At 64.6% G+C, this 26,632-nt stretch carries 24 protein-coding genes; 11 read left to right on the forward strand and 13 right to left on the reverse strand.

Features of this window, described 5'->3' with window-relative positions; genetic code table 11:
• Positions 1-255: 255 nt before the first annotated feature.
• Positions 256-1,410 (forward strand): flagellar hook-length control protein FliK, encoded by a 1,155-nt coding sequence (locus FHW69_RS01540; RefSeq protein WP_183421258.1) that lies wholly within the window; start codon positions 256-258, stop codon positions 1,408-1,410.
• Positions 1,407-1,679 (forward strand): flagellar biosynthesis protein, encoded by a 273-nt coding sequence (locus tag FHW69_RS01545; RefSeq protein ID WP_183421259.1) that lies wholly within the window; start codon positions 1,407-1,409, stop codon positions 1,677-1,679. Before FHW69_RS01540 ends, FHW69_RS01545 begins: the two co-directional genes overlap by 4 nt.
• An 18-nt stretch (positions 1,680-1,697) precedes the next feature.
• On the opposite strand, the gene murD is transcribed toward FHW69_RS01545, so the two are convergent.
• From murD to FHW69_RS01560, 3 genes are read right to left on the reverse strand one after another with little or no spacing between them, the layout of a single operon-like run.
• Complete coding sequence (murD, locus tag FHW69_RS01550) at positions 1,698-3,053, reverse strand: UDP-N-acetylmuramoyl-L-alanine--D-glutamate ligase (RefSeq protein ID WP_183421260.1); 1,356 nt, start codon at positions 3,051-3,053, stop codon at positions 1,698-1,700.
• Positions 3,040-4,386: a UDP-N-acetyl-alpha-D-muramoyl-L-alanyl-L-glutamate epimerase gene (gene murL, locus FHW69_RS01555; RefSeq protein ID WP_183421261.1), complete on the reverse strand. Its 1,347-nt coding sequence runs from the start codon at positions 4,384-4,386 to the stop codon at positions 3,040-3,042. The genes murD and murL overlap by 14 nt, the downstream gene beginning before the upstream one ends.
• Positions 4,383-6,995, reverse strand: a complete 2,613-nt coding sequence (locus FHW69_RS01560) for a bifunctional aspartate kinase/diaminopimelate decarboxylase (protein WP_343203940.1) — start codon at positions 6,993-6,995, stop codon at positions 4,383-4,385. Before FHW69_RS01560 ends, murL begins: the two co-directional genes overlap by 4 nt.
• Positions 6,996-7,145: 150 nt before the next feature.
• On the opposite strand from FHW69_RS01560, the gene FHW69_RS01565 reads away from it, so the two are divergent.
• The 5 genes from FHW69_RS01565 (at position 7,146) to phaZ (ending at position 13,580) form a co-directional block, all read left to right on the forward strand.
• A complete protein-coding gene (locus FHW69_RS01565; RefSeq protein ID WP_183421262.1) occupies positions 7,146-8,459 on the forward strand; it encodes an amino acid permease in 1,314 nt (437 codons plus the stop codon).
• A gap of 48 nt (positions 8,460-8,507) precedes the next feature.
• Entirely contained in the window at positions 8,508-9,056 is a 549-nt protein-coding gene (locus tag FHW69_RS01570) for a (2Fe-2S)-binding protein (RefSeq protein ID WP_221195349.1), read from the forward strand.
• Positions 9,053-11,329: a molybdopterin cofactor-binding domain-containing protein gene (locus FHW69_RS01575; RefSeq protein WP_183421263.1), complete on the forward strand. Its 2,277-nt coding sequence runs from the start codon at positions 9,053-9,055 to the stop codon at positions 11,327-11,329. Before FHW69_RS01570 ends, FHW69_RS01575 begins: the two co-directional genes overlap by 4 nt.
• A 12-nt stretch (positions 11,330-11,341) precedes the next feature.
• On the forward strand, positions 11,342-12,103 hold the full coding sequence (locus tag FHW69_RS01580) for a methyltransferase domain-containing protein (RefSeq protein ID WP_183421264.1): 762 nt from the start codon (positions 11,342-11,344) through the stop codon (positions 12,101-12,103).
• A gap of 193 nt (positions 12,104-12,296) precedes the next feature.
• Entirely contained in the window at positions 12,297-13,580 is a 1,284-nt protein-coding gene (gene phaZ / locus FHW69_RS01585; protein WP_183421265.1) for a polyhydroxyalkanoate depolymerase, read from the forward strand.
• Positions 13,581-13,636: 56 nt separating this feature from the next.
• Here the strand turns inward: phaZ and FHW69_RS01590 are convergent, their stop codons facing one another.
• Positions 13,637-14,698, reverse strand: a complete 1,062-nt coding sequence (locus tag FHW69_RS01590) for an aldo/keto reductase (RefSeq protein ID WP_183421266.1) — start codon at positions 14,696-14,698, stop codon at positions 13,637-13,639.
• A 126-nt stretch (positions 14,699-14,824) separates the two neighbouring features.
• On the opposite strand from FHW69_RS01590, the gene FHW69_RS01595 reads away from it, so the two are divergent.
• Complete coding sequence (locus tag FHW69_RS01595) at positions 14,825-15,721, forward strand: LysR family transcriptional regulator (RefSeq protein WP_183421267.1); 897 nt, start codon at positions 14,825-14,827, stop codon at positions 15,719-15,721.
• On the opposite strand, the gene FHW69_RS01600 is transcribed toward FHW69_RS01595, so the two are convergent.
• Both FHW69_RS01600 and FHW69_RS01605 read right to left on the reverse strand, forming a co-directional pair.
• A complete protein-coding gene (locus tag FHW69_RS01600) occupies positions 15,710-16,843 on the reverse strand; it encodes a sodium:proton antiporter (RefSeq protein ID WP_183421268.1) in 1,134 nt (377 codons plus the stop codon). The two genes, FHW69_RS01595 and FHW69_RS01600, sit on opposite strands and share 12 nt — an antisense overlap.
• Before the next feature lie 89 nt (positions 16,844-16,932).
• Positions 16,933-17,691, reverse strand: coding sequence for a DUF4097 family beta strand repeat-containing protein (locus FHW69_RS01605; RefSeq protein WP_183421269.1), 759 nt, complete (start codon positions 17,689-17,691; stop codon positions 16,933-16,935).
• Between the two features lie 169 nt (positions 17,692-17,860).
• On the opposite strand from FHW69_RS01605, the gene FHW69_RS01610 reads away from it, so the two are divergent.
• Positions 17,861-18,379, forward strand: a complete 519-nt coding sequence (locus FHW69_RS01610) for a hypothetical protein (protein ID WP_183421270.1) — start codon at positions 17,861-17,863, stop codon at positions 18,377-18,379.
• A gap of 70 nt (positions 18,380-18,449) precedes the next feature.
• Here FHW69_RS01610 and mazG read toward each other — a convergent pair whose 3' ends face one another.
• Genes mazG through gspN form a run of 5 tightly spaced genes read right to left on the reverse strand, consistent with a single transcriptional unit; the run spans position 18,450 to position 22,183 of the window.
• Positions 18,450-19,253: a nucleoside triphosphate pyrophosphohydrolase gene (gene mazG / locus FHW69_RS01615; protein ID WP_183421271.1), complete on the reverse strand. Its 804-nt coding sequence runs from the start codon at positions 19,251-19,253 to the stop codon at positions 18,450-18,452.
• Between the two features lie 8 nt (positions 19,254-19,261).
• A complete protein-coding gene (cysQ, locus tag FHW69_RS01620; protein ID WP_183421272.1) occupies positions 19,262-20,071 on the reverse strand; it encodes a 3'(2'),5'-bisphosphate nucleotidase CysQ in 810 nt (269 codons plus the stop codon).
• A complete protein-coding gene (gene nudE / locus FHW69_RS01625; protein WP_183421273.1) occupies positions 20,068-20,625 on the reverse strand; it encodes an ADP compounds hydrolase NudE in 558 nt (185 codons plus the stop codon). The genes cysQ and nudE overlap by 4 nt, the downstream gene beginning before the upstream one ends.
• A complete protein-coding gene (locus FHW69_RS01630) occupies positions 20,622-21,419 on the reverse strand; it encodes an inositol monophosphatase family protein (RefSeq protein ID WP_183421274.1) in 798 nt (265 codons plus the stop codon). The genes nudE and FHW69_RS01630 overlap by 4 nt, the downstream gene beginning before the upstream one ends.
• Positions 21,416-22,183 carry a type II secretion system protein N gene (gspN, locus tag FHW69_RS01635; protein WP_183421275.1) on the reverse strand — a complete coding sequence of 256 codons (768 nt, stop codon included), beginning with the start codon at positions 22,181-22,183 and terminating at the stop codon, positions 21,416-21,418. Before gspN ends, FHW69_RS01630 begins: the two co-directional genes overlap by 4 nt.
• 57 nt (positions 22,184-22,240) lie before the next feature.
• Between gspN and FHW69_RS01640 the strand changes: the two genes are divergently transcribed.
• Complete coding sequence (locus FHW69_RS01640) at positions 22,241-23,614, forward strand: adenosylmethionine--8-amino-7-oxononanoate transaminase (protein ID WP_183421276.1); 1,374 nt, start codon at positions 22,241-22,243, stop codon at positions 23,612-23,614.
• A 34-nt stretch (positions 23,615-23,648) separates the two neighbouring features.
• Here the strand turns inward: FHW69_RS01640 and FHW69_RS01645 are convergent, their stop codons facing one another.
• Positions 23,649-24,137: an 8-oxo-dGTP diphosphatase gene (locus tag FHW69_RS01645; RefSeq protein WP_183421277.1), complete on the reverse strand. Its 489-nt coding sequence runs from the start codon at positions 24,135-24,137 to the stop codon at positions 23,649-23,651.
• Positions 24,138-24,264: 127 nt separating this feature from the next.
• Here FHW69_RS01645 and FHW69_RS01650 point away from each other — a divergent pair, with 127 nt between their 5' ends.
• Entirely contained in the window at positions 24,265-25,047 is a 783-nt protein-coding gene (locus tag FHW69_RS01650; protein ID WP_183422229.1) for a phosphodiester glycosidase family protein, read from the forward strand.
• Between the two features lie 9 nt (positions 25,048-25,056).
• Here the strand turns inward: FHW69_RS01650 and FHW69_RS01655 are convergent, their stop codons facing one another.
• Positions 25,057-26,604 (reverse strand): hypothetical protein, encoded by a 1,548-nt coding sequence (locus tag FHW69_RS01655; protein ID WP_183421278.1) that lies wholly within the window; start codon positions 26,602-26,604, stop codon positions 25,057-25,059.
• Positions 26,605-26,632 lie beyond the last annotated feature (28 nt).

A 26,632-nucleotide genomic window follows, 5' to 3' on the forward strand; every position in this document is an offset into this window, starting at 1 on the left:
CTGCCCTGCCCCTGTGCACCGACGAGCGATGACCCGCCATGAATGCCCGCGCCTGCAATCGACAGCGGGGCGCCCCGGTTCGGGCCGACGACGACAAGTCACCATTCAACGGCCGAAAGCCGTGCAACCTGAAGCGCCCAACGCTCGCGGGAAACGCCCCGGGGCCCCTAAAGTTCTTGCGAAACCTGCCGATCCCCACTGCAACAGGAATGTGCCTACCCAGGCCACGCCCACGCACGCAGGAGGCCCTGCCCCATGATCGTCCAACCGACCAGTCTGGCGGCTCAGCTATGGGCCGGTGCAGCTGCGGGCAGCACAGCCACCGCGGAGACCTGGCGGGTAGGCGCGTTGTTGTCTGCCACCTTGCTGGGCCAGAACGATCAGGGCAAGCTGATTCTCCAGGTCGGCGGCATGGCCGTGGAGGCTGACGCCGCAGGAACACAGCTTCCGCCGCAGTTCCAGGTGCGTGTGCTGACCCAGGGGCCGCAACCCCAGCTTGAAATCGTGGCCGCCCCCACGGGCGACCGCGTCGCCATGCAGGGCCTGCGGGAGCGGCTGCCTCAACAGAGTGGCTACGCTCCATTGCTTGGCGTGCTCAGTGCCCTTGCCCGCCGCCCCGCTGCACGCCTGCTGCCCGCACCATTGCGCGCTGCGCTGGCCACGCTTGAGGCGGCCATCGGCAAGGGCGAGGAAGTGGCCACGCCTTCGGGAATGAAAGATGCCATTGCCCGCAGCGGCCTGTTCCTCGAATCGCGCCTGGCTACTCCGGAAGAAAAAGCCCCTGCCGCAGACGACTTCAAGGCCGCCCTGCTTCAGTTGCGACGCACGCTGGACGAACTGCCGCCGCTGCGCGCGCGCGGCGGCGGCCTGCCGCAGACACTGACCGACACGGCACCGCCGTTGCGCCAGCGTTCACTGGTTCCGCAGCAGCGCCTGCCGGAACCCGCCACGGATACCGACATGGACGACCTGGTCGCCCAACTTCGCGGCGGCATCAGGGGTGCGCTGTCGCGCGTGGAAATTGCCCAGCTGGAATCCCAGCCGCACGCGGGCGTGTGGATGGTGGAAGTACCGCTGGGCGGCACGCGCGGCTACGACGTGCTCCAGTTGCGCATCGAGGAAGGTGCGTCGCGACCGGACGACCGCGAAGGCTCGTGGACGATCGGCTTTGCCATCGACCTCCCGGCGCTTGGCGCCATTCAGGGCGAGATACAGCTGCGCGTGCCACGGGTATCGGTGCGCATCTGGGCACAGCACGATGCAACCGTTACGCGCATCGAAGACGAATTCCTGCCGCTGCGCCAGTTGCTGGAACGCAGCGGCCTGCAACTGGACCACCTGTCGTGCATCCACGGCTTGCCGCAACCCGCCGGTGCCTACAGTGCCGTCCTGCTTGAAGCCACCGCATGACACTCAGCCTTCCGTCACCGCGACGCAGCGTGACGCTGCGCGTCGCCTCCCCCACCCACAACGGTCACAGCGAGCATCTGGACGCTGCGGCCGTCAAAGCCATGATGGATCGGGCTCAGGCGATGGGCCTGTCCTCGCCGCATCTTGATCCGCAGGTAGCCACGTTGCTGGCGGCGGTCAGGCTTCGCGACGACGTACCGCCGGAACTCTACGCGGCACTCGCCGCCCTGATGGGCACGCTGCTTTCAGCGGCAAAAAAAGCCGAATAATCGGACGCCCCCAAAGCTTCAGGAAACGCCCAGCCCCTGAATCGAAGCGGCATCGGCGGCAAACCCCGCCAGTTCCGCGAACCGGCGCCCGCGATCAGCGTAATCGTGGAACTGGTCGAAACTTGGCGCACCGGGCGACAGCAACACATAGCCGTCCCCTTCCAGCACGCGCCGGGCGATGCTCACCGCGCCAGCCAGATCGGCTGCGTGATGCACCACCGACACGCCAGCCTCCTCCAGAGACGCCGCAATCCGCTCGCCGCTGGCACCCTGGCAAATGATGGCCGTTGGCGCTTCCAGGCGCATGGCATCCACAAACGGTGTCCAGTCCAGTCCGCGATCATGGCCGCCGACGATCAACGCAATGCGCTCGCCGTGCAGGCTTTCCAGCGCAGCAAGGCTCGCCAGAGGCGTGGTACTGATCGAATCGTTGACCCACAAGAGGCCGTCGTGTTCGCCCAGAGGCTGCAACCGATGTGGCAACGGCGCAAACGTTGCCAGCGAAGGCGCCGCCGCACGCGCGTCATACCCCATCAACTCCAGCGCCGCCAGCGCCGCACACGCGTTCACGGCGTTGTGCAACCCGGGGGCCGTGAGCCGGAATGTCTCTATGACGCGCTCGGTGCCACGCCTTATCCAGCCGTCCGCCACATGCCAGCCGGCCACATCGCCGAAGCGATAGACGTCCGGATGACCTGCGACGCGGGCCATCAGCGCGGGTTGCCGCGCGTTGATCAGCACGCGCCGCGAGGCACCGGCCAGCTTCAGCTTGTCTTCCAGATACTGCTCGCGCGAGCCGTGCCAATCCAGATGCTCTTCATAGAGGCTGGTGATGACACCCAGATCCACGCCGCTGGCTTCGCTGGTCTGATAGCTGGAAAGCTCGATGACCCAGAGTTCCGCTTCCGCCGCATCCAGTTCCAGCAGCGGCAAACCGATATTGCCCGCCAGCGCCGTACGCACTCCCAGTGACCGGGCCATATGTGCGATCAGCGCGCTGGTGGTGCTTTTGCCTTTGGTGCCCGTCACGCCAATGGTGTGCGCATTGCGATGGCTGAGAAACCACAGCGCCGTTCCAGACGTGAACCGGGTGCCGCGTGCCGAAGCATCCAGAAGCTCGGGCTTGTAGGCGGATATGCCCGGCGACTTGATGACCACGTCGAACCCGGCCAGTGCATCGGCATCCGGCGCCGCCTCGTGCACCGCCACGCCTGCGCCATACAGGTGACGGACGACCTCGGCTTCCGAGGTGGAACAGAACACATCCACGCTTTGCCCGGGCAAGTGGGCGCGCAACGCATTCAGCGCTGCGCGGCCTTCCCGACCAAAACCCCACACCGCGACACGGCGGCCTTCCAGTTCAGCCCAGGGCATCCAATGCTCCGATCAAACGTTGAGGCACCAGATGGGATGCCCCCGGCAACAGCCAGGGCTCCAGCGCCAGCTCTTCGACATTCAACTGCGGCAACACGTCACGACGGAAGCGCACGATCAGCGCATCTTCCTGCCATTCGGGGCGTTGCGACAGTGCATACATCGCCGCCCGGGCTTCGGCCCCTTCGCCGACGCATTCAAACGGCTTGTGGTCCTGGAACTCCAGCAACGCGTCGAAACCCGCGACCTGCTCTTCGTCGTCCAGCAGGTTACGCCCAAAAATGGACAGCAACCGCTGTTTGGCCACAAACGGCGCCAGTGCAAGAAAAACGAAGTGGCATTTCGGACACTGGCCGCACCAGCGATCCGCCGGCTTCGGGCCGAGGATGCGGAAGTTACGGTTGCAACTGGAGAACACGTCGAAGTACGGCGTACCCAGCCGTGCGAACGCGGAGGTGACGGCAAGCTCGGAATACGGACGCAGCAGCGAGCAATAGTTGAGATCGCGCGCCACGTGCGTATGCAGGTAATCGTGGAAGGACTTCTCGAAACCGAAGCCCTTGCTCCACTGGTGGTTCACTTCCTGCCCCTCGTACTCGAGGGTGGCCACCGATGCGGAACGCTCGTTGGCAAACACGATGCTGTCGTAGCCATAGAGGATGGCGGCCAGCACCAGGATGGCAGAGTTGATCGCGGTGACCGGGATATGGCCGTTCCATGCACCCAACCGGTTCAGCTCGAACAGGCCGGGCGCCAGTTCGCGGGTGATGTTGAGCATCGACAGGCCCGTGCGCTCGGCGCACGTGGCAATCAAAGGGGAGTTCCCTACCCATACGGCCGTGGCATCGGCACCGGTGGACTTCACCGCTTCCACGGCAACCACCGAATCCTTGCCACCGCCAATGGGCAGCAACGAGCGCTCGGGCAGGCCAATGGCCGGCGCGGGCGCAGGACGCGCGCCGTTGGCCGGGAAGTTCACCCGGCCGCGCAGGTCCAGCTTGTTGCGATACGCAAACTCCGCCAGGCCGTGCAGATAGAGCGCATCCAGGAGCACGGCGGTATCCGCATCGGGCTCCCAGCCTTGCACCTCGATACGCGACGGAATGCCGGCCTTGTAATAACTGACGCCAGCGACCAGATGCAGCAGGCGAAGCGCCGACGAAAAGGCTTCTGCCCGCCCCTCGGGAATGGCCGGCGCACCGGGGAACGTGATGCGTTCCACCAGCTCGGGCCCCTGATCGAACGCATACACCAGCTCGGCCACGCCATCGGCGAAGCTCGAACGGATAAAACGGAACGCTGCGGCGCCGCGCGGGTCGATGTAGTTACTCATGGCAGCAGCACCTCATCGGCTTCATCACGCAGGTTGTAGCGCGACGACATCACCGCCCCATACGCTCCTGCCTGTCCTATCAGGATGACGTCATCCTCCTTCGACTCCGGAAGGCGGCGATCCGAGCCGAGCACGTCGCCGGATTCGCAGATGGGCCCGACCACCTGATACATGGTGGTAGCGGCTTCGCCGAAGCGCGAGATGTTGGCGATGTCGTGCCACGCATCGTAAAGCGCCGGACGGATGAGGCTGTTCATGCCGGTGTCGATGCCGAGGTAGCGCACGCTGGCGCCCTTTTCCTTTTCCTGGGTGACGCGTGCAAGCAGCACGCCCGCATCAGCCACAAGGAAACGGCCAGGCTCCATCCAGACCTGGAACTGCGGATACGCCTGACGCACGGATTTGAGCACGCGATCCAGCGCCGTCATGTCCAGAGGCGTTTCGCCCGGATGCGACGGCACGCCCAGGCCACCACCGATGTCCAGAATGGAAATGCTGCCGATGCGCTCGGCAAGCGCAGCCAGCTGCGAATACACCTCGCCCCAGTGCGCGGCATCGAGAATGCCCGAGCCCAGATGCGCATGCAGGCCGATGACCCGCGCTCCTGCTTCGTGCGCCAGCGTGAGGAAGCGGTCGATGTGTTCGATGGGCACACCAAACTTGCTGCCCGTGCCGCCCGTGCGCACCTTTTCGTGATGACCCAGGCCGCGGCCAAGATCAACGCGAAGCATGATGTCGCGACCGGCGAAAAGATCGCCCCAGTGTTCAATCGGATGCAGCGCATCGATGCCGATGGTGGCGCGCGTCTTCAACGCGGCCACGAAGTCGCGGCGCGCGGCAAAGTTGGGCGTGAAGAGAATCGGCGCACTTTCCGGCACGGCGGCCATCACGGCGGCAAGCTCGCCGGGCGACACGCATTCGAATGCCATGCCTTCTTCGGCCAGCGCTTTGAGGATGCCCGGATGCGTGTTTGCCTTCACCGCGAAGTGCACGCGATCCACCGCCGACAATGCTTTCAGGCGACGGGCCTGCGCGCGGATGGTCGGCACGTTGTACACGTAGCGCGGCGTACGCTCCTGCGCCAGAGCGAGCAGCTTCGGAATATCGCCCTGCCACCACTGGGCAGGTGGCAGCACCTGCTCGCCCGCGCCGTACAGCGCCTGCCAGCTGGGACCAAACACCAGGCTGTCGTCGGTGCGCAGCGCACCCGCGCCGATCAGCAGTTCGTGCAGACGCGGCAGCATGTCGTCCACCACATCCTCATCCACCACGAAGGTGATGTTGAGATTGTTGGAGGACTGCGAAATCAGATGCACGCGAAGCTGACCAAACTCAGCCAGCACGCCGGACAACTTGTGCAGCATGGAACGCATGCCGCGTCCCACCAGTGTGATCGCCGCGCACGGCGCGATGACCTTCACCCGGCACACGCGTGCCAGATCGGCGGCGAGTGCAGCGATGGCGTCCGAATCGAGCAGGTTCTCGGTTGGGTCAAGGGAGACGGTGACGTTGGTCTCGGCCGAACCGATCAGATCGACCGACAGACCGTGACGCTTGAATGCATCAAACACGTCGGCAAGAAAGCCGACCTGCTGCCACATGCCTACCGACTCCATCGAGATCAGCGTGATGCCCTTGCGCGCGCTGATCGCCTTGATGCTGGGCGCATGCTCGCGCACTTCCGGCCCGATGGCCGTGCCTTCCAGCTCCGGCCGGTTGGTGTCCTTGATGAGCAACGGCACGCGGGGTTCGCGCAACGGCGAAAGACACCGCGGATGCAGCACCTTGGCACCGGTGGAGGCGATTTCCTGAGCCTCTTCGTAGTCTAGGCGCTGCAACAGGCGGGCGCCGGCCACCTGGCGCGGATTGGCACTGAACATGCCGGCCACGTCGGTCCAGATTTCCACGCGCTGCGCACGCAGCAGCGCGCCGAGGTAAGCGGCCGAGGTATCGGAGCCACCACGTCCCAGCAGCACGGTACGACCTTCTTCATCCCGGGCGATGAAACCCTGGGTGATGAAGACCTCGCCCTGTGCCGCGAGGCGAGCCGACAGTTCGGCGTCGTAATGCGGCTCGACCATGGCCGAGAGCAGTCGGGTGCGCTCGTTCTGGTTGGGCAACGCAACGGACGCGAGGCAGTCGCGCGCGTCCAGCCATGCGGTCGGCAGGCCGTTCGCACTGAGAAATGCCGCACCCAGCGCGCTGGACATCAGCTCGCCATGGGCCTGCACCCGCGCCTGCCAGGCCAGTTCGCCAAGCGGGCCGGCGCCGGTTTCGGCAAGGTCGGCAAGGTCGGCCAGGCGCGCGCCGAGGGTCTCGGGCATGGTCAGCGCCATGTCCGCCAGCAACGCATGGTGACGATCGGCCAGTGCGGCGGCCGCCTCCGAGCGACGTTTCGATTCGGTGTGAGTGCAAAGCTGTTTCAGGCCATCGGTGATGCCGGACAGGGCCGACACAACGATCAGAACACGGGCGCCTTCGGCGCGACGGGTTGCTGCGAGTTCAAGGATGTTGCGCCAGCGCGCAACCGTGGCAACAGAGGTGCCACCGAACTTCATGACGATCCAGGGCGCGTTGGCGGACAACGGCGCGTTTGCGATTTCTCTCACTTGGGAATCTATGCCGGTAGTGGTGGGTGGGTAAAAAGTAGACGCCGGAGTGTTGCGCTGCGGGAAAGAAAAGGCAACGAGGGCACGGCGCTCTTGCTCCCTGCGCCCCTGCCCGCCATCCTTCACGGCCACTCATCACGAAGCGCCGCCATGTCTTCCTCAGGCTACGTTCGCCGTCTCACGCTCATGGATGCCGCGTTGATCGTCGTCGGCGGCATCATCGGCGGGGGCATCTTCGTCAACCCGTATATCGCGGCGCAGCGCACCTCCTCCGGATTGATCCTGCTGCTTCTGTGGGTGGGCGGCGGCCTGCTCACCCTGGTGGGAGCGCTGTGCTACGCAGAACTTGGCGCCCGCCGCCCGCAGGCGGGCGGCAGCTACGTCTATCTGCGCGAGGCCTTTGGACGTCCGGCCGGATTCCTTTTTGGCTGGACCATGCTGCTGGTGATCTACAGCGGCAGCAGCGCTGCGGTAGCCACGATTTTTGCCCTGTACGCCACCCCGGCGCTGGGTCTGCCGCCATCCATGACCCAGCCGCTGACCGTGGGTGCGCTGGTCTTCGTTACCGGACTGAACCTTTTCGGCATTCGTTTCGGCGCCCAGGTGCAGAACCTGTTCGCCATCCTGAAGCTGGCGGCGGTGGCGGTGCTGGTCGTCACGGGCCTGGCTTTCGCCGGATCCGGCGCCACCAAGGCGCTGGCCGCCGACCCGGCCGTGACCGACGTGGGCTTCGTGGGCGCCCTGCTGCCGGTGCTGTTCGCCTATAGCGGCTTCACCTATCTGAACAACCTCGCCGGCGAAGTCCGCGATCCGCAGCGCACCCTGCCCCGCGCCCTGTTCGTCGGCATGCTGATCGTGGTGGCGGCCTATGCGCTGACCAACTTCGCCTATCTGGCCGTGCTGGGCCATGGCGGCCTGGCAGAAAGCCGCGCCCCTGCCGCGGATGTCATGCGCCGGGTCTTCGGCGAGGCCGGTGCGCGCGTGATCGCCATCGGCATCGCGATCTCCGCCCTGGGTTTCTGCAACATCACCCTCGTGGCCGGCGCCCGCGTTTTGCAGGTGATGGGCGATGACGGCATGTTCTTCCGCATCGTGGCGAAACTGCACCCGAAACATCACACGCCCAACATCGCCCTGATGATGCTGAGCGGCTGGGCCATCGTGCTGGCCGTGACCACCGATTTCGAGCAACTGCTCAATTTCGCCACGTTCGGCGACTGGTCGGCGTGTGCCATCACCATCGCCACGCTGTTCTGGTACCGGCTGCGCGACCGGGAGGCTCCGGCCTTCCTGACCCCGGCCTACCCGTTGCTGCCCATCGTGTTCCTCATGACCGTGGTGGGCGTCGTGGTGGCTACTGCCATCAAGAACCCGCTGAGTGCCGGAGTCGTGGGCGCCATCGTGGTAGCTGGCGTGCCTGTTTACTTCGTCTGGCGACGCCTGTTCAGTAAAGTCGTCCACTAAACGACGCCACCGATGCGACAATGATTCGGTACGAGTGAAGGAAACCGAATGGCACAGCAAGGCCCGAACGCCCCAGTCCCCGTCCCGACTGCCGACGCCCATCAGCCGGCTCCCCGGCCCGTGCGCGAAGGCATTGATCTGGTGGTGAACGACAAGCGCTACCGGCACACGGGCGACGCATCCATGCCCCTGCTCTGGTACCTGCGCGACGAACTGCGTCTTACGGGCGCCAAATACGGCTGCGACTCCGGCGAGTGCGGCTTCTGCACCGTGCTGGTGGACGGCAAGGCCGTGCAGGCCTGCGCCACCAAAATGGAAAAGCTCGCCGGCAAGCGGGTCACCACCGTGGAAGGTCTGGCCGATGGCCAGGGCAACCTTCATCCGGTGCAGCAGGCATGGATCACCGAAGACGCCACCCTGTGCGGCTACTGCCAGCCCGGCCAGCTCATGGCTGCCGTGGATCTACTGGCCCGCCAGAAGAACCCGTCTGACGCCGACATCGACAAGATCACCAACCTCTGCCGCTGCGGCAGTTACGGCCCGATTCGCAAAGCCATCAAGCGTGCTGCTGCGGCCATGAAGGACGCCAAGGCATGAGTGGTGAGATTCAGCTTTCGCGTCGCCGTTTCCTGAAATTCGCCAGCTGCGCCGCAGGTGGCCTGATCATTGGCGTAAGCACTGCCTCCGCGCTGGAACGCCCGGCCCCCGTTGCCCTGCTGGGCGACGCATGGAGCCAGCTCGGCCCCTACCTGCGCATCGCCGCCGATGGGCGCATTTTCATTGGCGTACGTGACCCCGACAACGGCGAAGGCACATCCACCTCGCTGGCACGCCTCATTGCCGACGAGCTGGACGCCGACTGGTCGCGCGTGATCGTCGAACCCCTGGGCCTGGGCGTGGAAGCCGGCAACGGCGAGCCCCGCTGGACCTACGGCCGCCAGCACAGCGGCGACGCCGACAGCATTCCCGCCGCGTGGGCCGACCTGCGTCAGGCCGGGGCACTGGCGCGCTGGCTGATTTTCCAGGCGGCGGCGCGCCGCCTCGGCGTGCCGGCCGAACAGATCCATGGCGCCAACGGCATGGCCATTGCCGCCGATGGCCGCCGCCTCGCTTACGGCGACCTGGCCAGTGCCGCCGCCGCGTTGCAGGCACCCACCACCGCGCCGCCAGTAAAGACTGCCGACCACTACACCCTGATCGGTCAGGGCGTGGGCGACGTCAACGCGCGTGACATCGTCACCGGCCAGCTGAAATACGCCATCGACCAGACTCTGGGCGACACCATTGTCGCCGTGCTGGCCCGTTGCCCGTATCCGGGCGGCACGCTGGATACCGCGGATCGCGAAGCCGCGAAGCGCGTGTCGGGCGTTTACGACGTCATCGACATCGGCCCGGAAACGGGCCAGCAGCCCGGCTACACGCCACAGGCGCCAGGTCTCGCCGTGCTGGCCAAAGACACCTGGTCCGCCTTGCAGGGCCGCGCCGCACTGAAGGCCACGTGGAAGCCCGGCGCTTTCGTCGAAACAGGCACGGGCGCGCTGGAACAGCAGGCTCTGGCGATGTTCGACAACGAGACGGTGGTGCCTTCGACGGCACGCGACGACGGCGACGTGGCGGCTGCACGCAAGAAGGCCGCGCGTGCGCTCGAAGCCACTTATTTCCAGCCGTGGGTCGCTCATGCCACGGCCGAGCCGCCCAACTGCCTCGTGCGGCTGGACCCGGACACAAGCGTCACCGTGATTGCCGCCACTCAGGCACCGCGCCAGGCTTATGCCGTCGTGCAGCGCCTTACCGGCTTCACCCCGGAGCAGATCGACATCCGCGTGCCGCGCGGCGGCGGTGGCTTCGGTCGTCGCCTGCATCACGATCAGGTCGCCGAGGCCATGCTCATCGCGCTGGCCAAAAAACCGGACGAAATCCGCAACCGCACCATCCGCGTGATGTGGACGCGCGACGACGATCTGACCCACGACTTCTACCGCCCGATGGCCGTCCATCGCATCAACGCATCCATAGATGCGAAGAAGCGCGTGGTGGGCTGGCATCAGCGGATGGCCAGCCCGTCGATCCAGAAAGGTCGCGGTGTTCCCGACGAACGCCTGTGGCAGTCCGAAATGATGCCCGACGCGCTGCCGGCCGGCCTGGTCCCGAATTTCCGCAGCGACTGGTATCCGCTGGAGTCGCAGATGCTTCGCGGTGAATGGCGCGGTTCTCCGCACGTCACGCCGACGTTCGCCACTGAATCGTTCATCGACGAAATCGCGCATTCCCTGAAGGCCAACCCGCTGGACTATCGCCTGTCCCTGCTGGGAGAGGGTCGCCAGTTGCCGTACAACGGCCGCGGCGGCCCCATCGACACAGCCCGGCTGGCCAACGTGTTGCGTCTGGCTGCCGAGCGCATCGACTGGTCGCGCTGGTTGCGCAGCGAAAACGGTCTGGGCATCGCGTGCGCCTATGTGTGGGGCGCCTACATCGCGCACGCCGTGGAAGTCATTCCCACCACGGACGGCGTCGATGTCACACGCGTGGTGTGCGCCGTGGATGTGGGCCGCCCGATCAATCCCACCGGCCTTCAGGGACAGATTGCCGGTGCCACGATGGACGCCCTGTCCACCGCGCTGAATCTGGCCATCACCGTCAAGGACGGACAGGTTCAGCAGCGCACGTTGCGCGACTATCCGCTCGCCAACAGCGCGCAGATGCCCAACGAAGTGGAAGTGTTCATCGTGCCGTCCACCGCCGAACCCACGGGCGCCAGCGTCATGGGCGTGCCCTCTGCGGCGCCGGCCCTGGCCAATGCCGTGTTCCGTGCCACCGCCGTACGCGTACGCAGGCTTCCCCTGCTTCGCGAACTTGCCCGACTACGCTGACGGAACCCGCCGATGACGATCACATCCCTCACTCCGGGCACGCCCGGCACCCGCACGGATGCTGATCTCATCGGCAGCAACCGCAAGTTCTATGACGCGCTGTGGCGCGACGCCAGGCTGTTCTCGCCGGATCGCTTCAACACGTGGCCCCTGGTGTCCGAACTCGCCGCGCGCTCCACCTCGCGGCTGGAAGTGGCACCGGGCCTGCGGCCGCGTCTGCCGTTGAACGACACGCAGTTCGTGGACCTCAGTCGTCCTGCGCTTTCCGAACTCCACCGGCACGGCGCCCGCGTGGCGCACGCGATGATCGGCGCGCTGCCGTTCAAGGACGGCAGCTTCGATTTCGTCTGTGCGTTCGACATTCTGGAACACGTGGTCGACGACGAAGGCGCGCTGGGCGAACTGGCCCGCGTTGCTCAACCCAGCGCATCGCTGCTGCTGTCCGTGCCGTTGCATCCGTCGGCGTGGAACGCGTTCGACGAATTCGTGGGCCACTACCGCCGGTACGAGCCGGAGGCCATCACCGCCCTGCTCGCCCGTCACGGCTTCACCATCGAGCGCAGCGCCATCTACGGCATGCAGCCGAAATCATCGAAGCTGCTGGATCTGGGCCAGTGGTACCTCACCCACCAGCGCGAACGCGCGATGTGGTGGTACAACAAGGTGTTCATGCCCCTGGGCGTGCGCTTTCAGAAGCCGCTTGCATTGAAAGACGGGTTTCATCCCGGCGCGGATGTGGATGAGGTGTTGCTGGTGTGTCGCAAGGCTCTTTGACGGGGCCACGACCAGAGCCGGAGCGTTTGGGCAAGCCATTCGCCACACCCCGCAAAAGCTGAACGGGCGTACGCGGCAAGGCCTCATTTCGGGCTTGGATCGAGCCAAATAACCCGTCAAACCAGTTACTTAACACGTGGTGCGCCGCCACAAGCTAAGATGCGTCACTTTCCCCATCCCCCGGACGCTCTGCATGCTCTATCTCATGCACGAATGGCAACGCTCGATGCTCGGCCCGCTGACCTATTGGGCCGAGGCCAGCGCGAAGATGTTTGGCGATGCGGGCAGTTTCTTTTCCCGCATCCCGGGCGCGGATCGCGCGGCGGCGGGTTATGAACTGATGTACCGGCTGGGCAAGGCGTACGAGAAGCCCGAGTTCGCCATCCACAGCGTCCAGGCGCATGGCCATGAAGTGGCCATCGTAGAACAGGTGTCGATGAGCAAGCCGTTCTGCACGCTGAAGCGCTTCAAGCGGTTCAGCGACGATCAGGCCACCGTCGACAAGATGAAAAACGATCCGGCCGTGCTGGTCGTGGCGCCGCTGTCGGGCCACCACTCCACACTACTGCGCGACACCGTCCGCACGCTGCTGCGCGACCACAAGGTGTACATCACCGACTGGGTCGATGCGCGCATGATTCCGGTGGACGAAGGCTCCTTCAGCCTCGCCGACTACGTGTCGTACATCGAAGAATTCATTCGTCACGTGGGCGTGCATCGCGCGCACGTGGTGTCGGTTTGCCAGCCCACCGTGCCGGTGCTTGCCGCCGTCTCGCTGATGGCCGCACGCGGCGAACCCACGCCGCTCACGCTCACGCTGATGGGCGGCCCGATCGACACGCGCCGCAGCCCCACCAGCGTGGACAACCTGGCCACCACGCGCCCGTTGTCGTGGTTCCAGAATCAGGTCATTCACAAGGTGCCCTGGCAGTATCCGGGCGCAGGGCGTGACGTGTATCCGGGCTTCCTGCAGCACGCCGGTTTTGTCGCGATGAATCCCAGCCGTCATCTGATGTCGCACTGGGACTTCTACGAAAACCTGCGCAAGGGCGACATGGAAGATGCCGAAGCGCATCGCAAGTTCTACGACGATTACAACGCCGTACTGGACATGCCGGCGGAGTATTACCTCGACACCATCGAAACCGTGTTCCAGGAACATCGCCTGCCGATGGGCACCTGGGAAATTCACGGTGAACTGGTGCGTCCCGAGAAGATCAAGGGCACCGCCCTGCTCACCATCGAAGGCGAACTGGACGACATTTCCGGCCCCGGCCAGACCGAAGCCGCGCACGATCTGTGCAAGGGCATCGCGAAGAAATCCCGCAAGCACATCACCGTGGCGGGCGCGGGTCACTACGGCATATTCAGCGGTCGCCGGTGGCGCGAAACGGTGTATCCGGACGTGCGCGACTTCATCAAGCGATTCGACAAGGGCAACAGCGCCACCGGCGCGAAACCGCCGCGCAAGGCCTGATGCAAGGTCCCGTGTTCCGCGAAGGCAGCACCCTGCCTTCGCGGAACACATCGCGCTTACCAGTTCCGGCTGACCTTCGTTCCACCCGAAATCATGCCACCGGCCTGAAGCCGCGCAAGGAACTCGTGCGGGAATCCCATGGAAACCGTGCTGGCGTCGTCCAGGCGCCGTGCCTGCGCCTCCGTCAACACGACGTCCAACGCCCCCAGGTTGTCCTCGAACTGCTTCAGCGTGCGCGCCCCGATGATCGGAATGATCCTCGGCGCCGTACGACGCAACGTCCAGGCCAGCGCGACCTGGGCGGAGCTGTGGCCCGTTTCACGTGCGATGTCCCCGACGACGTCGGCGATATCCAGCGCACGTTCCGTCAGCGCGCCATTGCTGGCGGCGACAGCCTTGCGCGTGGTCATCGGGGCGTGCGGGTCCGCGCTCGTCAGATCATCGCGCGTGTACTTGCCCGTAAGCACACCACTGCCCAGCGGTGACCAGCCGTGCACGCCGAGGCCAAGCTCGTCCGCCATCGGAAGCAGATCGCGTTCCACCGTGCGCTCGATGAGGCTGTATTCGATCTGCAACGCGGAAATGGGGGCCCATCCGCGCAGGGTCGCGATGGTCTGCATGCGTGCCACCTGCCAGGCCGGTGCGTCGGAGATGCCCACGTACATGACCTTGCCCGAACGCACGACGTCGTCGAACGCCCGGACGATTTCTTCCGGCGGAGTTACAGCGTCCCACACATGCAGATACAGCACGTCGATGTAATCCGTGCCAAGACGTTCCAGGCTCGCTTCCACCGAACGCAGCAGATTGCGGCGGTGATTGCCGCCCGTGTTCGGATTGCCCGGCTGCATGTTCAGCGAATACTTCGTGCCGATGACCACCTCGTCGCGATGACCGGCGGTGAACTGGCCAAGCAGGCGTTCCGCGCTTCCGCCGGTGTAGATGTTGGCCGTGTCAACGAAGTTGCCGCCGTGCTCGCGGTACGCGTCATAGATGCGGCGGGACTCGCTGGCGTCGGCGCCCCAGCCCCAGTCATCGCCAAAGGTCATCGTGCCGAGTGACAGCGGGCTGACGCGCAGGCCGGTACGTCCCAGGGTCAGGTAGTCGTCGAGTTTCATGCTGCGATCCTTTTTGTCCGGCGGCGCGGAGTGCGTCACCCATGCCCTCCAAGGTAGGCGCATGCCGCCGAGAGAAACATCCGCCTCTTGCGCATGCACTTTGAAGCTGTGCTTTATAGTCGGGCCATGACCCCCGACCTTCTGCCTGCCATCGCCGCGTTTGCGCGCGTGGCGCACCATGCGAGCTTCACCCGGGCTGCGCGCGAGCTTGGCGTATCTCCCTCGGCGCTCTCACAGACGATGCGCACGCTGGAGGCCCGCCTTGGCGTCCGCCTGCTGGAGCGCACCACCCGCCGCGTCGGCCTCACGGAACTCGGTCAACGGTTCCTGACGGACGCCCGCCCGGCCCTCGCTGCGCTCGGCGCCGCCGTGGCCGACATCGACGAGGTGCGTGACCGGCCAGCCGGGTTGCTTCGCATCAATGCATCTGAGCTGGTCGCCGACTTGCTGATTACGCCGCATCTGCCGGCGTTCCTCACGATGTATCCGGACGTGACGGTGGAAGTGCATTGCGACACGCGATTCATGGATCTGGTGTCCCATGGCTTCGATGCAGGCGTGCGCCTTGAACAGAGCGTGGAGCGCGACATGGTCGCCATCCCCATCGGGCCACCCCTGCGCAACATGACGTTCGCAGCGCCTTCCTACCTTGCCCGGTACGGCGTGCCCGCCACCCCGTGGCAACTTCTGGAACACCGTTGCCTCAACCTGCGCTTCGCGGGCGGCGATCTGTTTCCGTGGAGGTACGAAGACAACGGCAAGCCGTTCGAACTGACCGTGAGCGGGCCGCTCATCAGCAACAACATCACGCTGTTGCTGGATGCCGCCCTCCGGGGCGTCGGCATCGCGTGCTGCTTCGAGGACAAAGTCCGCGCCGACGTCGACGCCGGACGCCTGGTTCCGATACTGGAGCCATGGTGGCCCATATTTCCGCCGTTTTGCCTCTACTACCCCGGCCGCGCGCACATGCCCCGCAAGCTCCGGGTCTTCATCGACTTCATGCGGCAGCGTTCAGGCGCCTAGAAGGAAATAGCCGACGACCCCGGCGGCAAGAAGAAACGGCACGGAATACAGGTGAATTTCCAGCCATGCCTTGCGCTCGCCCAGCAGGCGAAGCGCAATCAGGTTGGCCAGCGAACCCAGCATGAAGCCAAAGCCACCGACGTTCACACCCCAGGCAATCGTGCGGAAATCCTTTGAGTATTCCGCCATGGCGATAGCCGCAGGCACATTGCTGATGATCTGCGAGGACAGTGCACCCGCGGTGTAAAGCCGCTTCGGTTCATCCAGCCCCAGCCCGCCGATGAATTGGTGCACGGCGGGCAATCCGGCCAGCAGTCGCAGATCAATAAACATCAGCACGAAGACGACCAGCAGTCCCCAGTCGATGGACACGATGATGCTGCGCCGTACCACGAGGAAAATGCAAAACACACCGGCAAGCGCCCACGCTGTGTAATGCAGGTCGGCAAGCAGAAGAAACGGGATATACAGAGCCGCAGCCACCCATAGCAGCGTGCGATCAACCACATGATCGTCGGCGTGGTCGTGTCCCTTGATGGCCGATGCGGGAAACGCGAACCACGTCGCCGCGATCAGCATGACCGACATGACCGCGACCAGCGGCGCGAGCGCCCATACATAGGCACCGAAACTCACACCCCATTGCTGCCACAGAAACAGATTCTGCGGATTGCCGATGGGTGTGAGACTGGAGCCGACGTTGACCGCCAGCGCTTCAAAAATGACCAGCCGTGTTGCCGGCATCCGCGCCGCGCGACACATGCTCAGCGTAAGCGGGACCATCACGAACAGCGCCACGTCGTTGGTGACCAGCATCGACAGCACGGCGGTGACCAGCACGAGCACCATGGCCGTCATGCGGCGGGTGGCGGTACGCGCAATCAGCCACGCACCCACCCGATGCAACGCGCCGCTGACTTCCACTGCCTTGGTAAGCAACAGCAAGCCGGTGAGTGTGGCAATGGTCGGCCAGTCCACCAGCGACGGGTACGTAGGGATCTTCGAAGGCGCCAGCGCCGACAGCAGCAGCAATGCGGCGAGCAGCGCCAGGAAGAAATAGTCCTGGCGCAGGCCGCGTATGGATTCGGGAATCCAGCCTATCCCACCTTTCTGCACAACCATTCCCGGCATGTCCACTTCAGACCGGGAAGCCCGGTAACGCGCGGATCATAGGCGAAACGCGCGTCGCCGTGGCGTGCATGGCCGGGGCCTCAATGGACGGGAATGGAGACCTTGCCGGCAACACCATGGTGGTCGACATCGCCGCTGCCGAGCGTGTCCACGGTCAGGCTTCCGGTGGCGTCATTGACGTGGAGATCGCCTGAGCCAATCGTGCCGACCTTTATGTTGCCCGTGACGCTGGACACGTTGGCATCGCCCGAACCGATGCTGTCGATCGAAACATCGCCGCGCACCGTCTTTACAGTGAAGTCGCCCGAACCAATGGAACCCACGCGAACCGGGCCCACGTCCTGCGCGTCCACATCGCCGGAGCCAACGTTGGTGGAGAACGAACCGGACACGTGGCTCACATCGAGGTCGCCCGAGCCCACCGAGCTTTGCAGCGACACCACGTTGCGCACGTTGGCATCACCGGAGCCCACTTTGACATCGACGGGGAGGTTCGTCGGCACCTTTATGTCGACCTTCAGATCCGAGTAGTGACTGCCCCATCCCCAGTGCGAAGTTTCGTCCTTCAGCTCAACAACGATCACATCACCCTCGCGCTGCTGCGTGATGGTGAGTCCCTTCAGGCCGTCCTGATCCGATGCGCAGGCTTTGCCGCGAACAATGATCTTCGGCGTAGCCGTTCCTTCCAGATGGATCTCGTGGCTGTTCACCACCACGCGCACGCTCTTGGCGCCTGCCAGATCAATATCCAGATTGCGATCGGCCTGAGCGGCACACTGCTCGTGGGCGAAAGAAAGCGCGGGGGCAAGCAGCATGGCAGTCAGGAGATAGAGGCGCATGGATCGTTCCTTCGGGGTTCGGTGATGGACTTGTGGGTGGTCTGATGCAGCCCGGATGCAAAGGGTTGCAAGGACCTGCGAACCTGAACACAACCCGTGACGGAGACGTCAACCGGTCTGTAACAGGCACGTTCTTGGGACGGCAACATCCAACTGAAGGAGATACCCTATGCAACGCAAGACCTTGCTCGCCAGTGCCGCCACCCTGCTTCTCGCCGGATCGACGACTTTTGCGTTCGCGCAGGACGGCACACCTCCTCCTCCGCCGCCGGCAAGCCAGTCGGCCGCGAATCACGCCATGCCGCCCAAAGGTGGCCCGAAGGGCGGCCAGCATGGTGATCGCGGCGGCCAGCATGGCTGGGGCGGCCACCACGGCATGCGCGAACAGGGCGGCGTGATCGGCGACCTTCGCGGCCTTGAGCGCCTGTACATCATGCAGGGTCGCGCCAAGGAGCTTCCCGCGCTGTACAACGAAGTGCTCGCCAAGTCGCAGAACCCGCGCGTGCGTGACTATGCATACAGCCACCTGGCTCGCGCGCAGATGCAGCCGGGCAACGCTGATGCTGCCATCGCCACGCTGCGCAAGAGCCTGGACGAAAACCTCGCCAACGACGCGAAGCGCCATGCTGCCATGGAACAGTGGCGCGCACAGCGTGCCAATGGTCAGGCACCTTCCACTGCCAAGTAAGTTGCCGGGTTAGTGCGTAAAGGAGAGAAGGCGCGGCGCTTCAGCCACCGCGCCTTCTCTTTGCCTGACGTCAGAGCGCGTCGCGCTTGACCCGCATCCAGAGCGCTTCCTGCTCTTCCAGCGAGTACGACTTCAACTCTCGACCTTCGGCCGCAGCGATGGCCTCCATCGCGCGGAAGCGGCGTTCAAATTTCGCATTGGCCGAACGCATGGCGCGCGACACATCCACCTTTGCGTGACGTGCCAGATTGGCGACGACAAAAAGCACGTCGCCGATTTCATCCGTAAGCCGCTCTACATCCGCACCGGCATCGAATTCGGCGCGCACTTCTTCCGCTTCCTCAAGCAACTTGTCCAGCACCGGACGATGGTCGGGCCAGTCGAAGCCCTGATTCGCCGCACGCTTCTGCAACTTGGTGGCGCGCTGCCATTCGGGCAACCCGCGCGGGATACCTGCGAGCGCACTGGTATCTGTCTCACCCCGCGCCGCGCGCTCGTCCGCCTTCAGGCGTTCCCAATCGACCATCTGCTCGGTGAGATCCCCATAGGTTGCATCGGCGAAGATGTGCGGATGACGCCTCACCATCTTGTCGCGAATGCCACCGGCCACTTCATCGAAATCGAAAAGCCCGGCTTCTTCGGCAATGCGCGATTGCAACACCACCTGCAACAGCAGATCACCGAGCTCATCACGCAGGTCATCGTGATCCGCACGGTCGATGGCATCGGCCACCTCGTACGCTTCCTCGATGGTGTAAGGCGCGATGGTTTCGAAGGTTTGCTTCAGGTCCCACGGACATCCGTTCACCGGATCACGAAGGCGCGCCATGATGGCGATCAGATCGTCGATGTTGCGGCGTGTATCGGTGGCCATGGTTGCCTTCAGGGGTCGATGAGTCTCGCGGCCCAGTCGGTGCGTGGATCGCCGCAAGCGATGAATTCAGGATTGATAAGTGAATCGCGCGTGTTGTACCGGAAGGGCCGGCCGGCAAGGTCAAGCACTGCACCACCCGCCTCTTCCAGCACGCATTGCGCCGCTGCCGTATCCCACTCGGACGTGGCACCCAACCGCAGATACAGGTCAGCGTCACCACGTGCAATGATGCAGAACTTCAGCGACGAGCCCAGCGCGAAGGTTTCGTGCGGCCCAAGGCGCTCAAGCAGCGTGGCCATGCGGGCATTGCCGTGAGAGCGGCTGCCCGTGACGCGCATGGTTTCCGGTGGCGTGCGGGCATGAATCGGCTCGCGCACAGCGCCTTCGTCGCGCTGGCGCCAGGCGCCCTGGCCATGCAGGCCGGCATACAAGTCACCGGTGACCGGTGCCGACACCACACCAAGCACCGGCCGGTGATCTTCGATCAGTGCAATGTTGACCGTGAATTCGCCATTGCGCTTCACGAACTCGCGCGTGCCATCCAGCGGATCCACCAGCCAGTACCGTCGCCACGTGCTGCGCTCGGCCCAGGGGGCGGCGGCGGCTTCTTCGGATATCAGGGGAACGCCCGGCGTGAGCCTGGCCAGCCCTTCGGCGATGACCCGCTGGGCCGCGAGATCGGCCGCAGTGACCGGCGATTCATCCGCCTTGCGGATGACCTCGAAGTCCTCGGCGTAGATCTCAAGGATCGCATCGCCTGCCCGACGCGCGAGCATGGCGACGTGGGTAAGCAGATCAGCCGAGGCGAACGTGCTCACGCGGGATGGTAGCGGCCGGCGAGATACTCGCGCGCCATGAAGAGGGCCGCGATGGAGCGCCCCTCGGTGACATCGTCGCGCGCCAGCAATTCGTGCAGCGCATCCAGACGCCAGGGCACCACGTCCAGTTGCTCGGGCTCGTCGCCTTCGAGGCGCTCCGGGTAGAGATCCTGTGCCAGTACCACGTGCGCCATATGGGTCATGTAGGACGGCGACAACGACAGCGTGCCCAGAATCCGGAGCTTGCGCGCGCCAAACCCCACTTCTTCCTTCAGTTCGCGGTTGGCGCCCTGCTCGGCTGTTTCGTCCTGATCCAGGCGGCCCTTGGGCAAGCCCAGTTCGTAGCGGTCGACGCCCACGCCGTACTCGCGCACGAGCAGCACGGTATCGGGATCGCGCATGGGCACGATGATGACGGCACCCAGGCCGCCGCCCTTCAGGCGCTCGTAGGTGCGCAGTTCTCCGTTGGAGAAGCGCAGATCCACCTGCTCGACATGAAGGAAGTGGCTATCGGTGGCGTCGCGCGTGGCGAGGATCGTCGGGCGTTCGTTCATCGGCTGATTGTAGCGCTGGAAAAGCGGCGAAGGGCTTCGGCGTGAAGGCCGGGTACGGAGGCGAGCACGCTGCGCGTCTCCAGCCCGGGCGCCTGGCCGTTCAGATCGGTGAACACGCCGCCGGCCTCATTCACGATGACAGCCAGCGCCGCGATGTCCAGAATGTTGACGTCCGATTCGATCACCAGATCCAGCGCGCCGCGCGCCAGCAGGTGGTAGTGGCAAAAATCACCGTAGCCGCGAATGCGGTTGCTGTCCCGGATCAACTGGCCCAGCGCTGCCCAGCGCGCATCACCGGTCATCGTTTTCACGTTGCCCGTGGACACGGAGGCCTGCGCCATCTGCGTGGTATCGGCCACGCGCACGCGCTCGCCGTCCAGATAGGCGCCGCCGCCGCGCACAGCCCACATCGTTTCGCCGTAGACCGGCGCTGACGACACACCCAGCACCAGCTCACCGCGCCACATCAGCGCAATCTGCGTGGAGAAGAACGGCGTGCGACGCACGAAGCTCTTGGTGCCGTCCAGCGGGTCCACCAGCCAGAGGAATTCACGGTCGCCACCGTCAACGCCAAATTCTTCGCCGTAGATGCCAGCCTCCGGCAGCGCTTCGGTGAGGATGTCCCGAATGGCCAGTTCGGCCTCGCGGTCGGCCACGGTCACTGGCGTGTCGTCACTTTTGGTCACGACCTCCACGCCCGAGCGCCAGTAATGACGAATGATGTTGCCGGCGGCATCGGCTGCAACGCGTGCGGCGAGCAGAGCGCGGTCCAGAAGAGCGGAATCGGGGGTCATGGCATCTCCGCAGGCGCGAGGCCCGCCTTGCGTTGAATGTGTACGGTGCCGTCGGCGCCGGGAACGCCATAGCGTGCAATGAAGTGGCGCGTGGCCGTGTCGGCAATGCGCGGTTTCAGGGTCAACTGCCCGCGCCAGCCGATGGGCGAAGCCATCATGGCGCCCCGTATCTGCACCGAGCCGTTGCCGTCGTCGCCGAGGGTGGCCTTCACCACGCCTGCCGCACTGCTGGCGTCCAGATCCAGGCGGCCCAGCATCACCTGCCCCTCGGGCGTACCCACCGAGGCATCGGCCCAGTGAAGGTTGGCGCGCATCGTCATGGGCCAGCTGCCCTGCATCAGCGCTTCGGGCACGTTGCCTGACAGCCTGCCGCGGGGACGCAGGTCGCCCATGGCGGGCGTCAGCACGGCGGCGTCCATGTCGAAGGACACATCGTGCCAGGCACGGGAATCCGCCGTGACCTGATCGTAGCGGCCATCAAAGCGGCCCGAGGGGCCCTCGATATGCAGCACCAGGTGGGTGCGACCAAGCACCACGTCGCGGCCCAGTTCCCAGTCGGCAGCGCCCAGCGCCACGCCGTCGGGCAGAACAATGCTTTGCGCATGACCTTTCCACAGCGAGCCGGACACGCCGGAGAACGTCATTCCGTGCAGGCGCGACCCCAGCAATCCCACCGCCAGTGACGCGGGCAGGAACCAGTACAGAAGGCCCAGCGTCACACACAGGAACAACACGATGACAACGACCCAGCGAATCCACTTCAAACCCGAGTACCTCTCATCTCGCTTGAGTCCGATGGGCGGGGGACCGATCATTGGCCGATGACCGACGCATTCCTCGTTCCGCCCACATCCAGTGCCGCGCTTGCCGCGCGCGACCTCAACGTGCTCTGGCACCCTTGCACACAGATGCACGACCACGAAAGCCTTCCCATGGTACCTGTGGTTCGCGGCGAGGGGGCGTGGCTGGTTGACGCTGATGGCCGCCGCTACCTCGATGCCGTGAGTTCCTGGTGGACCAACCTCTTCGGCCACAGCCATCCGCAGATCGCCGGGGCCATCAAGCAGCAGGTCGACACGCTGGAGCATGTGATCTTCGCCGGCTTCACCCACCAGCCGGCCATCGAGCTGGCCGAGGAACTGGTCCGCATCACGCCGCCCGGCCTGGAGCGGGTGTTTCTGGCAGACAACGGCTCCGCCGCCATCGAAGTGGCGCTGAAGATGAGCTTCCACTACTGGCTGAATCAGGGCCACGGCGAGAAAACCCGCTTCATTGCCCTGACCGGCAGCTATCACGGTGAAACCCTGGGGGCGCTCTCAGTCAGCGACGTGGCGCTGTATCGCAAAACGTACGCGCCCCTGCTGCTGACACCTGAACTGGCGCCCTCCCCGGATGCCTACGAGGGTGAACCGGGCGAAACCCCGGCCCAGACCGCGACCCGTCGCCTGGCCGACATGCGCGCACTGCTGGAGCGTCACGCACACGAAACCTGTGCCGTGATCGTGGAACCGCTGGTCCAGTGCGCGGGCGGCATGCGCATGTATGACCCCGGCTATCTCACGGGCCTGCGCGCGCTTTGCGACGAGTTCGAAGTTCACTTGATCGCCGATGAAATCGCCGTGGGCTTTGGCCGCACAGGCACGCTGTTCGCTTGCGAGCAGGCCTCGATCAGCCCCGACTTCATGTGCCTCTCAAAAGGGCTGACCGGTGGTTTCCTGCCGCTGTCGGCGGTGGTGACCACGCAGGATGTGTACGAGGCGTTCTATGCCGAGTACGCCAGCGGCAAGGCATTCCTGCATTCACATAGCTATACAGGCAATCCGCTGGCCTGTAGTGCGGCGGTAGCCACGCTGTCGATCTTCCGTGAGCAGCCGGTACTGGAACGGAACCGTCAGCTGGCGGCCCACCTGGCCACGCGCATTGCGCCGCTGCGTGACCACCCGAATGTGGCCGATGTGCGCCAGACCGGCATGATCGCCGCCATCGAGCTGGTGGCCGACAAACGCACGCGCCAGCCCTTCGCCGCTCACGAACGGCGCGGTTTGCGCGTCTATCGTCACGGCCTGGAACAGGGCGTGCTGCTGCGGCCGCTGGGCAACATCGTGTACTTCATGCCGCCGTATGTGGTGACGGAGGCAGACATCGACCTGATGGTGGCCACCGCCGTGCGGGGCATTGAGCTGGCGGTGAGCTGACGGGGCAAGCGCCGGAATCACGACCTTCGGCGCTCTATACCCGCGAATACGACCACGACACCATGCGGCCCTCGCTGTACGGCATCACGCCATGGAACGGCCGGGGGTCGTTGTCGAACACCAGTGGCAGAAAATGGCGGTCGCCTTCCCACATCGGCAAGGCGTCCAGGCCGTCCAGCGGCACCCACTCCAGCGCGCCCTCCGGATTTTCCGAGTGCGGCGTACCTTCAAAGCGGTCGATCACGAAGATGAAGCCCAGCCAGTCTTCGCCTTGCTTGCCGAAGCCCGGCCAGTTCAGCGTGCCGCGCAGGCGCATGTCCAGGCATTCGATGCCCGCTTCCTCACGGATTTCCCGGCGCATGCAGGCCGCGATGTCCTCATGCGGCTCCATCTTGCCGCCCAGGCCGTTGTATTTGCCCAGGTGCTGATCGTCCTTGCGCGCATTGCGATGGACCATCAAAACCTGGCGGCCGTCAGGCGACATGACGTAACCGAGGGTGGCGACAATAGGCGTATAGGGCATGGCTTATTGCAACGCGAGATAAAGACCGACAGTTTACGCGACACAATCACTCGCCGGACCCTTGCACTCGGCACACCCGGGCAGCGACCATCGGAGGATGCCCCATGCGCTCCCCCTCCCCACTCCCATGCGCCGGCTCGGACTACCTTTACTGGTGGCCTTCTCCGTCGTGGTCTCACTGGTTTGCTCACGTACGGCCGACGCGGTGGACAGCCGCGACGTCACCTTCGAGAACCAGTCCTACCGGGTGGTCTCGGTAGACACCCGACGCGAAACCATCGAGCTGCACTGGCGCAATCCGGACACCCAGCAGCCCTTCGGCACCATTGATGCCCTGCGACTTTGGGGTGAGGCAAATGGCCGTTCGCTGGCGTTCGCCACCAATGCAGGTATCTACGACCGCCAGTACGCGCCGCTGGGCCTGTATGTGGAGGAAGGCAAAACGCTGGTGCCCCTGAACCTTGCGCATGGCAATCCCCGCTCGGGCAATTTCTCGCTGCTGCCCAATGGCGTGTTTGCCATCTACGACGACGGTCGCGCCCAGGTGCTGACCAGCGAAGCCTTCCGTGCGCTGGGCAGCAAGCCGCGCATCGCAACGCAGTCCGGCCCCATGCTCGTCATTGACGGACAGATCAACCCGCAGTTCGACAACGATTCGGACAGCGTGAAATGGCGCAGCGGCGTGTGTGCAAAGACTCCGAACGAAGTCGTCTTCGTGGTCAGCCGCGCGCCCGTGAATTTTCACGGATTCGCGCGGCTGTTCCGCGACGAAATCGGATGTCGCGATGCGTTATTCCTGGACGGCACCATCTCTGAGGCATACACCGCTGAAGACGGCTATGCCGGCGCGCCGGCCTTCATGACCAAGCCGTACGCTGGCATCTTCTCCGTATTCAGGAAGAACGAGTAACGCCGCCGTTCAGATCAGCGGCATGCGAAACGACATGAAGTCCTTCCACAACACGCGTGCCTTCGGTGACAGCGACTGATCTGGCGGCTGCACGTGCGTGGCACAGTTGGGGCCGTCGAAGCAGGTGTTCCAGCCCACTTCGTACAGGATGTTGTAACTGAAACGAAGTCCCGCATTCTCCTCCACCGGCAACTCCCACACGATCTCGTAATTCGGATTGAGCGTGGCTGCCAGCGGAGTGGCCTGACTGAGGTTGCCCCTGTGACCGCGTGATGCGATCCAGCGGTAAATCGCAGGAACATCCGGCGTCCAGCGCGTGGTGCGGTAATGGACGGTGTCTGCGTTGGAGTGCGTCTGCAACAGTTGCATCTGCGTTTGCGCGGTATCAGTGCGTGTTTGCGCCAGGTTGAGGTTGAACACAAAGCTGGGCGTCACCTTGCCTGTGTTGTCTACCGATACACCCGCCTGCGCGCTGCCACCCACAATGAACCGCTCTGCGAGAGACACGGTCACTGTGCCATCCACCGAGTCGGCGGGATACAGCGTATGCAAGCGCAGGGCTCTTGGACATCCGAACAATCTCGGCTCGTCGGGCTTGTCGCAGTCGAACACGTGCGTATTCCCGGTATCGGGAAACGACGAATTGAGCGGCCATGCTGTCAGCAATTCATCGTGAGCCAGAGGCCCCCACCCGCTGTGAATGGCGACGTCCATCAGACGGAAAATGCCTCCGTACACATGGTCGTAATAGGCCTCGCTGCCGCTCCGGCGGGTGAAGCCATTGCCAGCGCCCCGCCCCATGGTCTTCGCCCAGAAAAAGTAGCTCGCCTTTTCCGGATCCACGGGGTCCTCGCTGCGCATCAATGACCATTCAGTCGCGATCGTGAGCAGCGGTTCGTTGGTGAACTGATAAGGCGGAATGGCCGCGTCAGGCGAACTCGACTGATGCAACGACAGATTGCCGTACTGACACCAGCGGCGCATTTCGTGACGAAAAGCCCTTTTCTCAGCCAGTGCCGCTGAAGCGGGTGAGGCCGCCGATGACAGAATCTGTGCTGCCATCTTGCGCCGGAATGACTGGCACACCGACGCAGGCGATGTGCCTGAGAGGTCGAAGGCCACATTGCGGATACGCGGCGAAAGCTCCTCAGCTGCACGGGCCTGAGGACGGACAGGTGCAGAAGCATCAGCGCCCTCGTGCGCCCACTTCCAGGCACGCAACACCGCGAGCCGGTGCGCGTCGTCACTCGCTTCAAAACCGAAGACGCCAAGTCCCGCTCCGGGGTCAAGCACAATCGTATTGGTGGACGGCCACGCGTACACGTCATCGGGCCCCGCCTCGGCAACGATAGCCGACGGCCCGGTCAACGCGATGCGCATGCCTGCGTCCAGCCACTGCGTGATGTGCCCCTGAATCTCAACGGGCGCATCGCCCTCTTCCAGCGTAACCAGCGTGACGCCGGGCACACGGGTGTCATCACGCTGCATGGCCCGCGCAGGCTGCCCCAATACCGCCGCGATGCTTACTGCCATCACGGCACATGCCACAACTCTCATAACCACTTCCCTTATGCGTCAGCCCCTG

It is taken from the genome of Luteibacter sp. Sphag1AF, from assembly GCF_014192715.1.
Lineage (GTDB): Bacteria > Pseudomonadota > Gammaproteobacteria > Xanthomonadales > Rhodanobacteraceae > Luteibacter.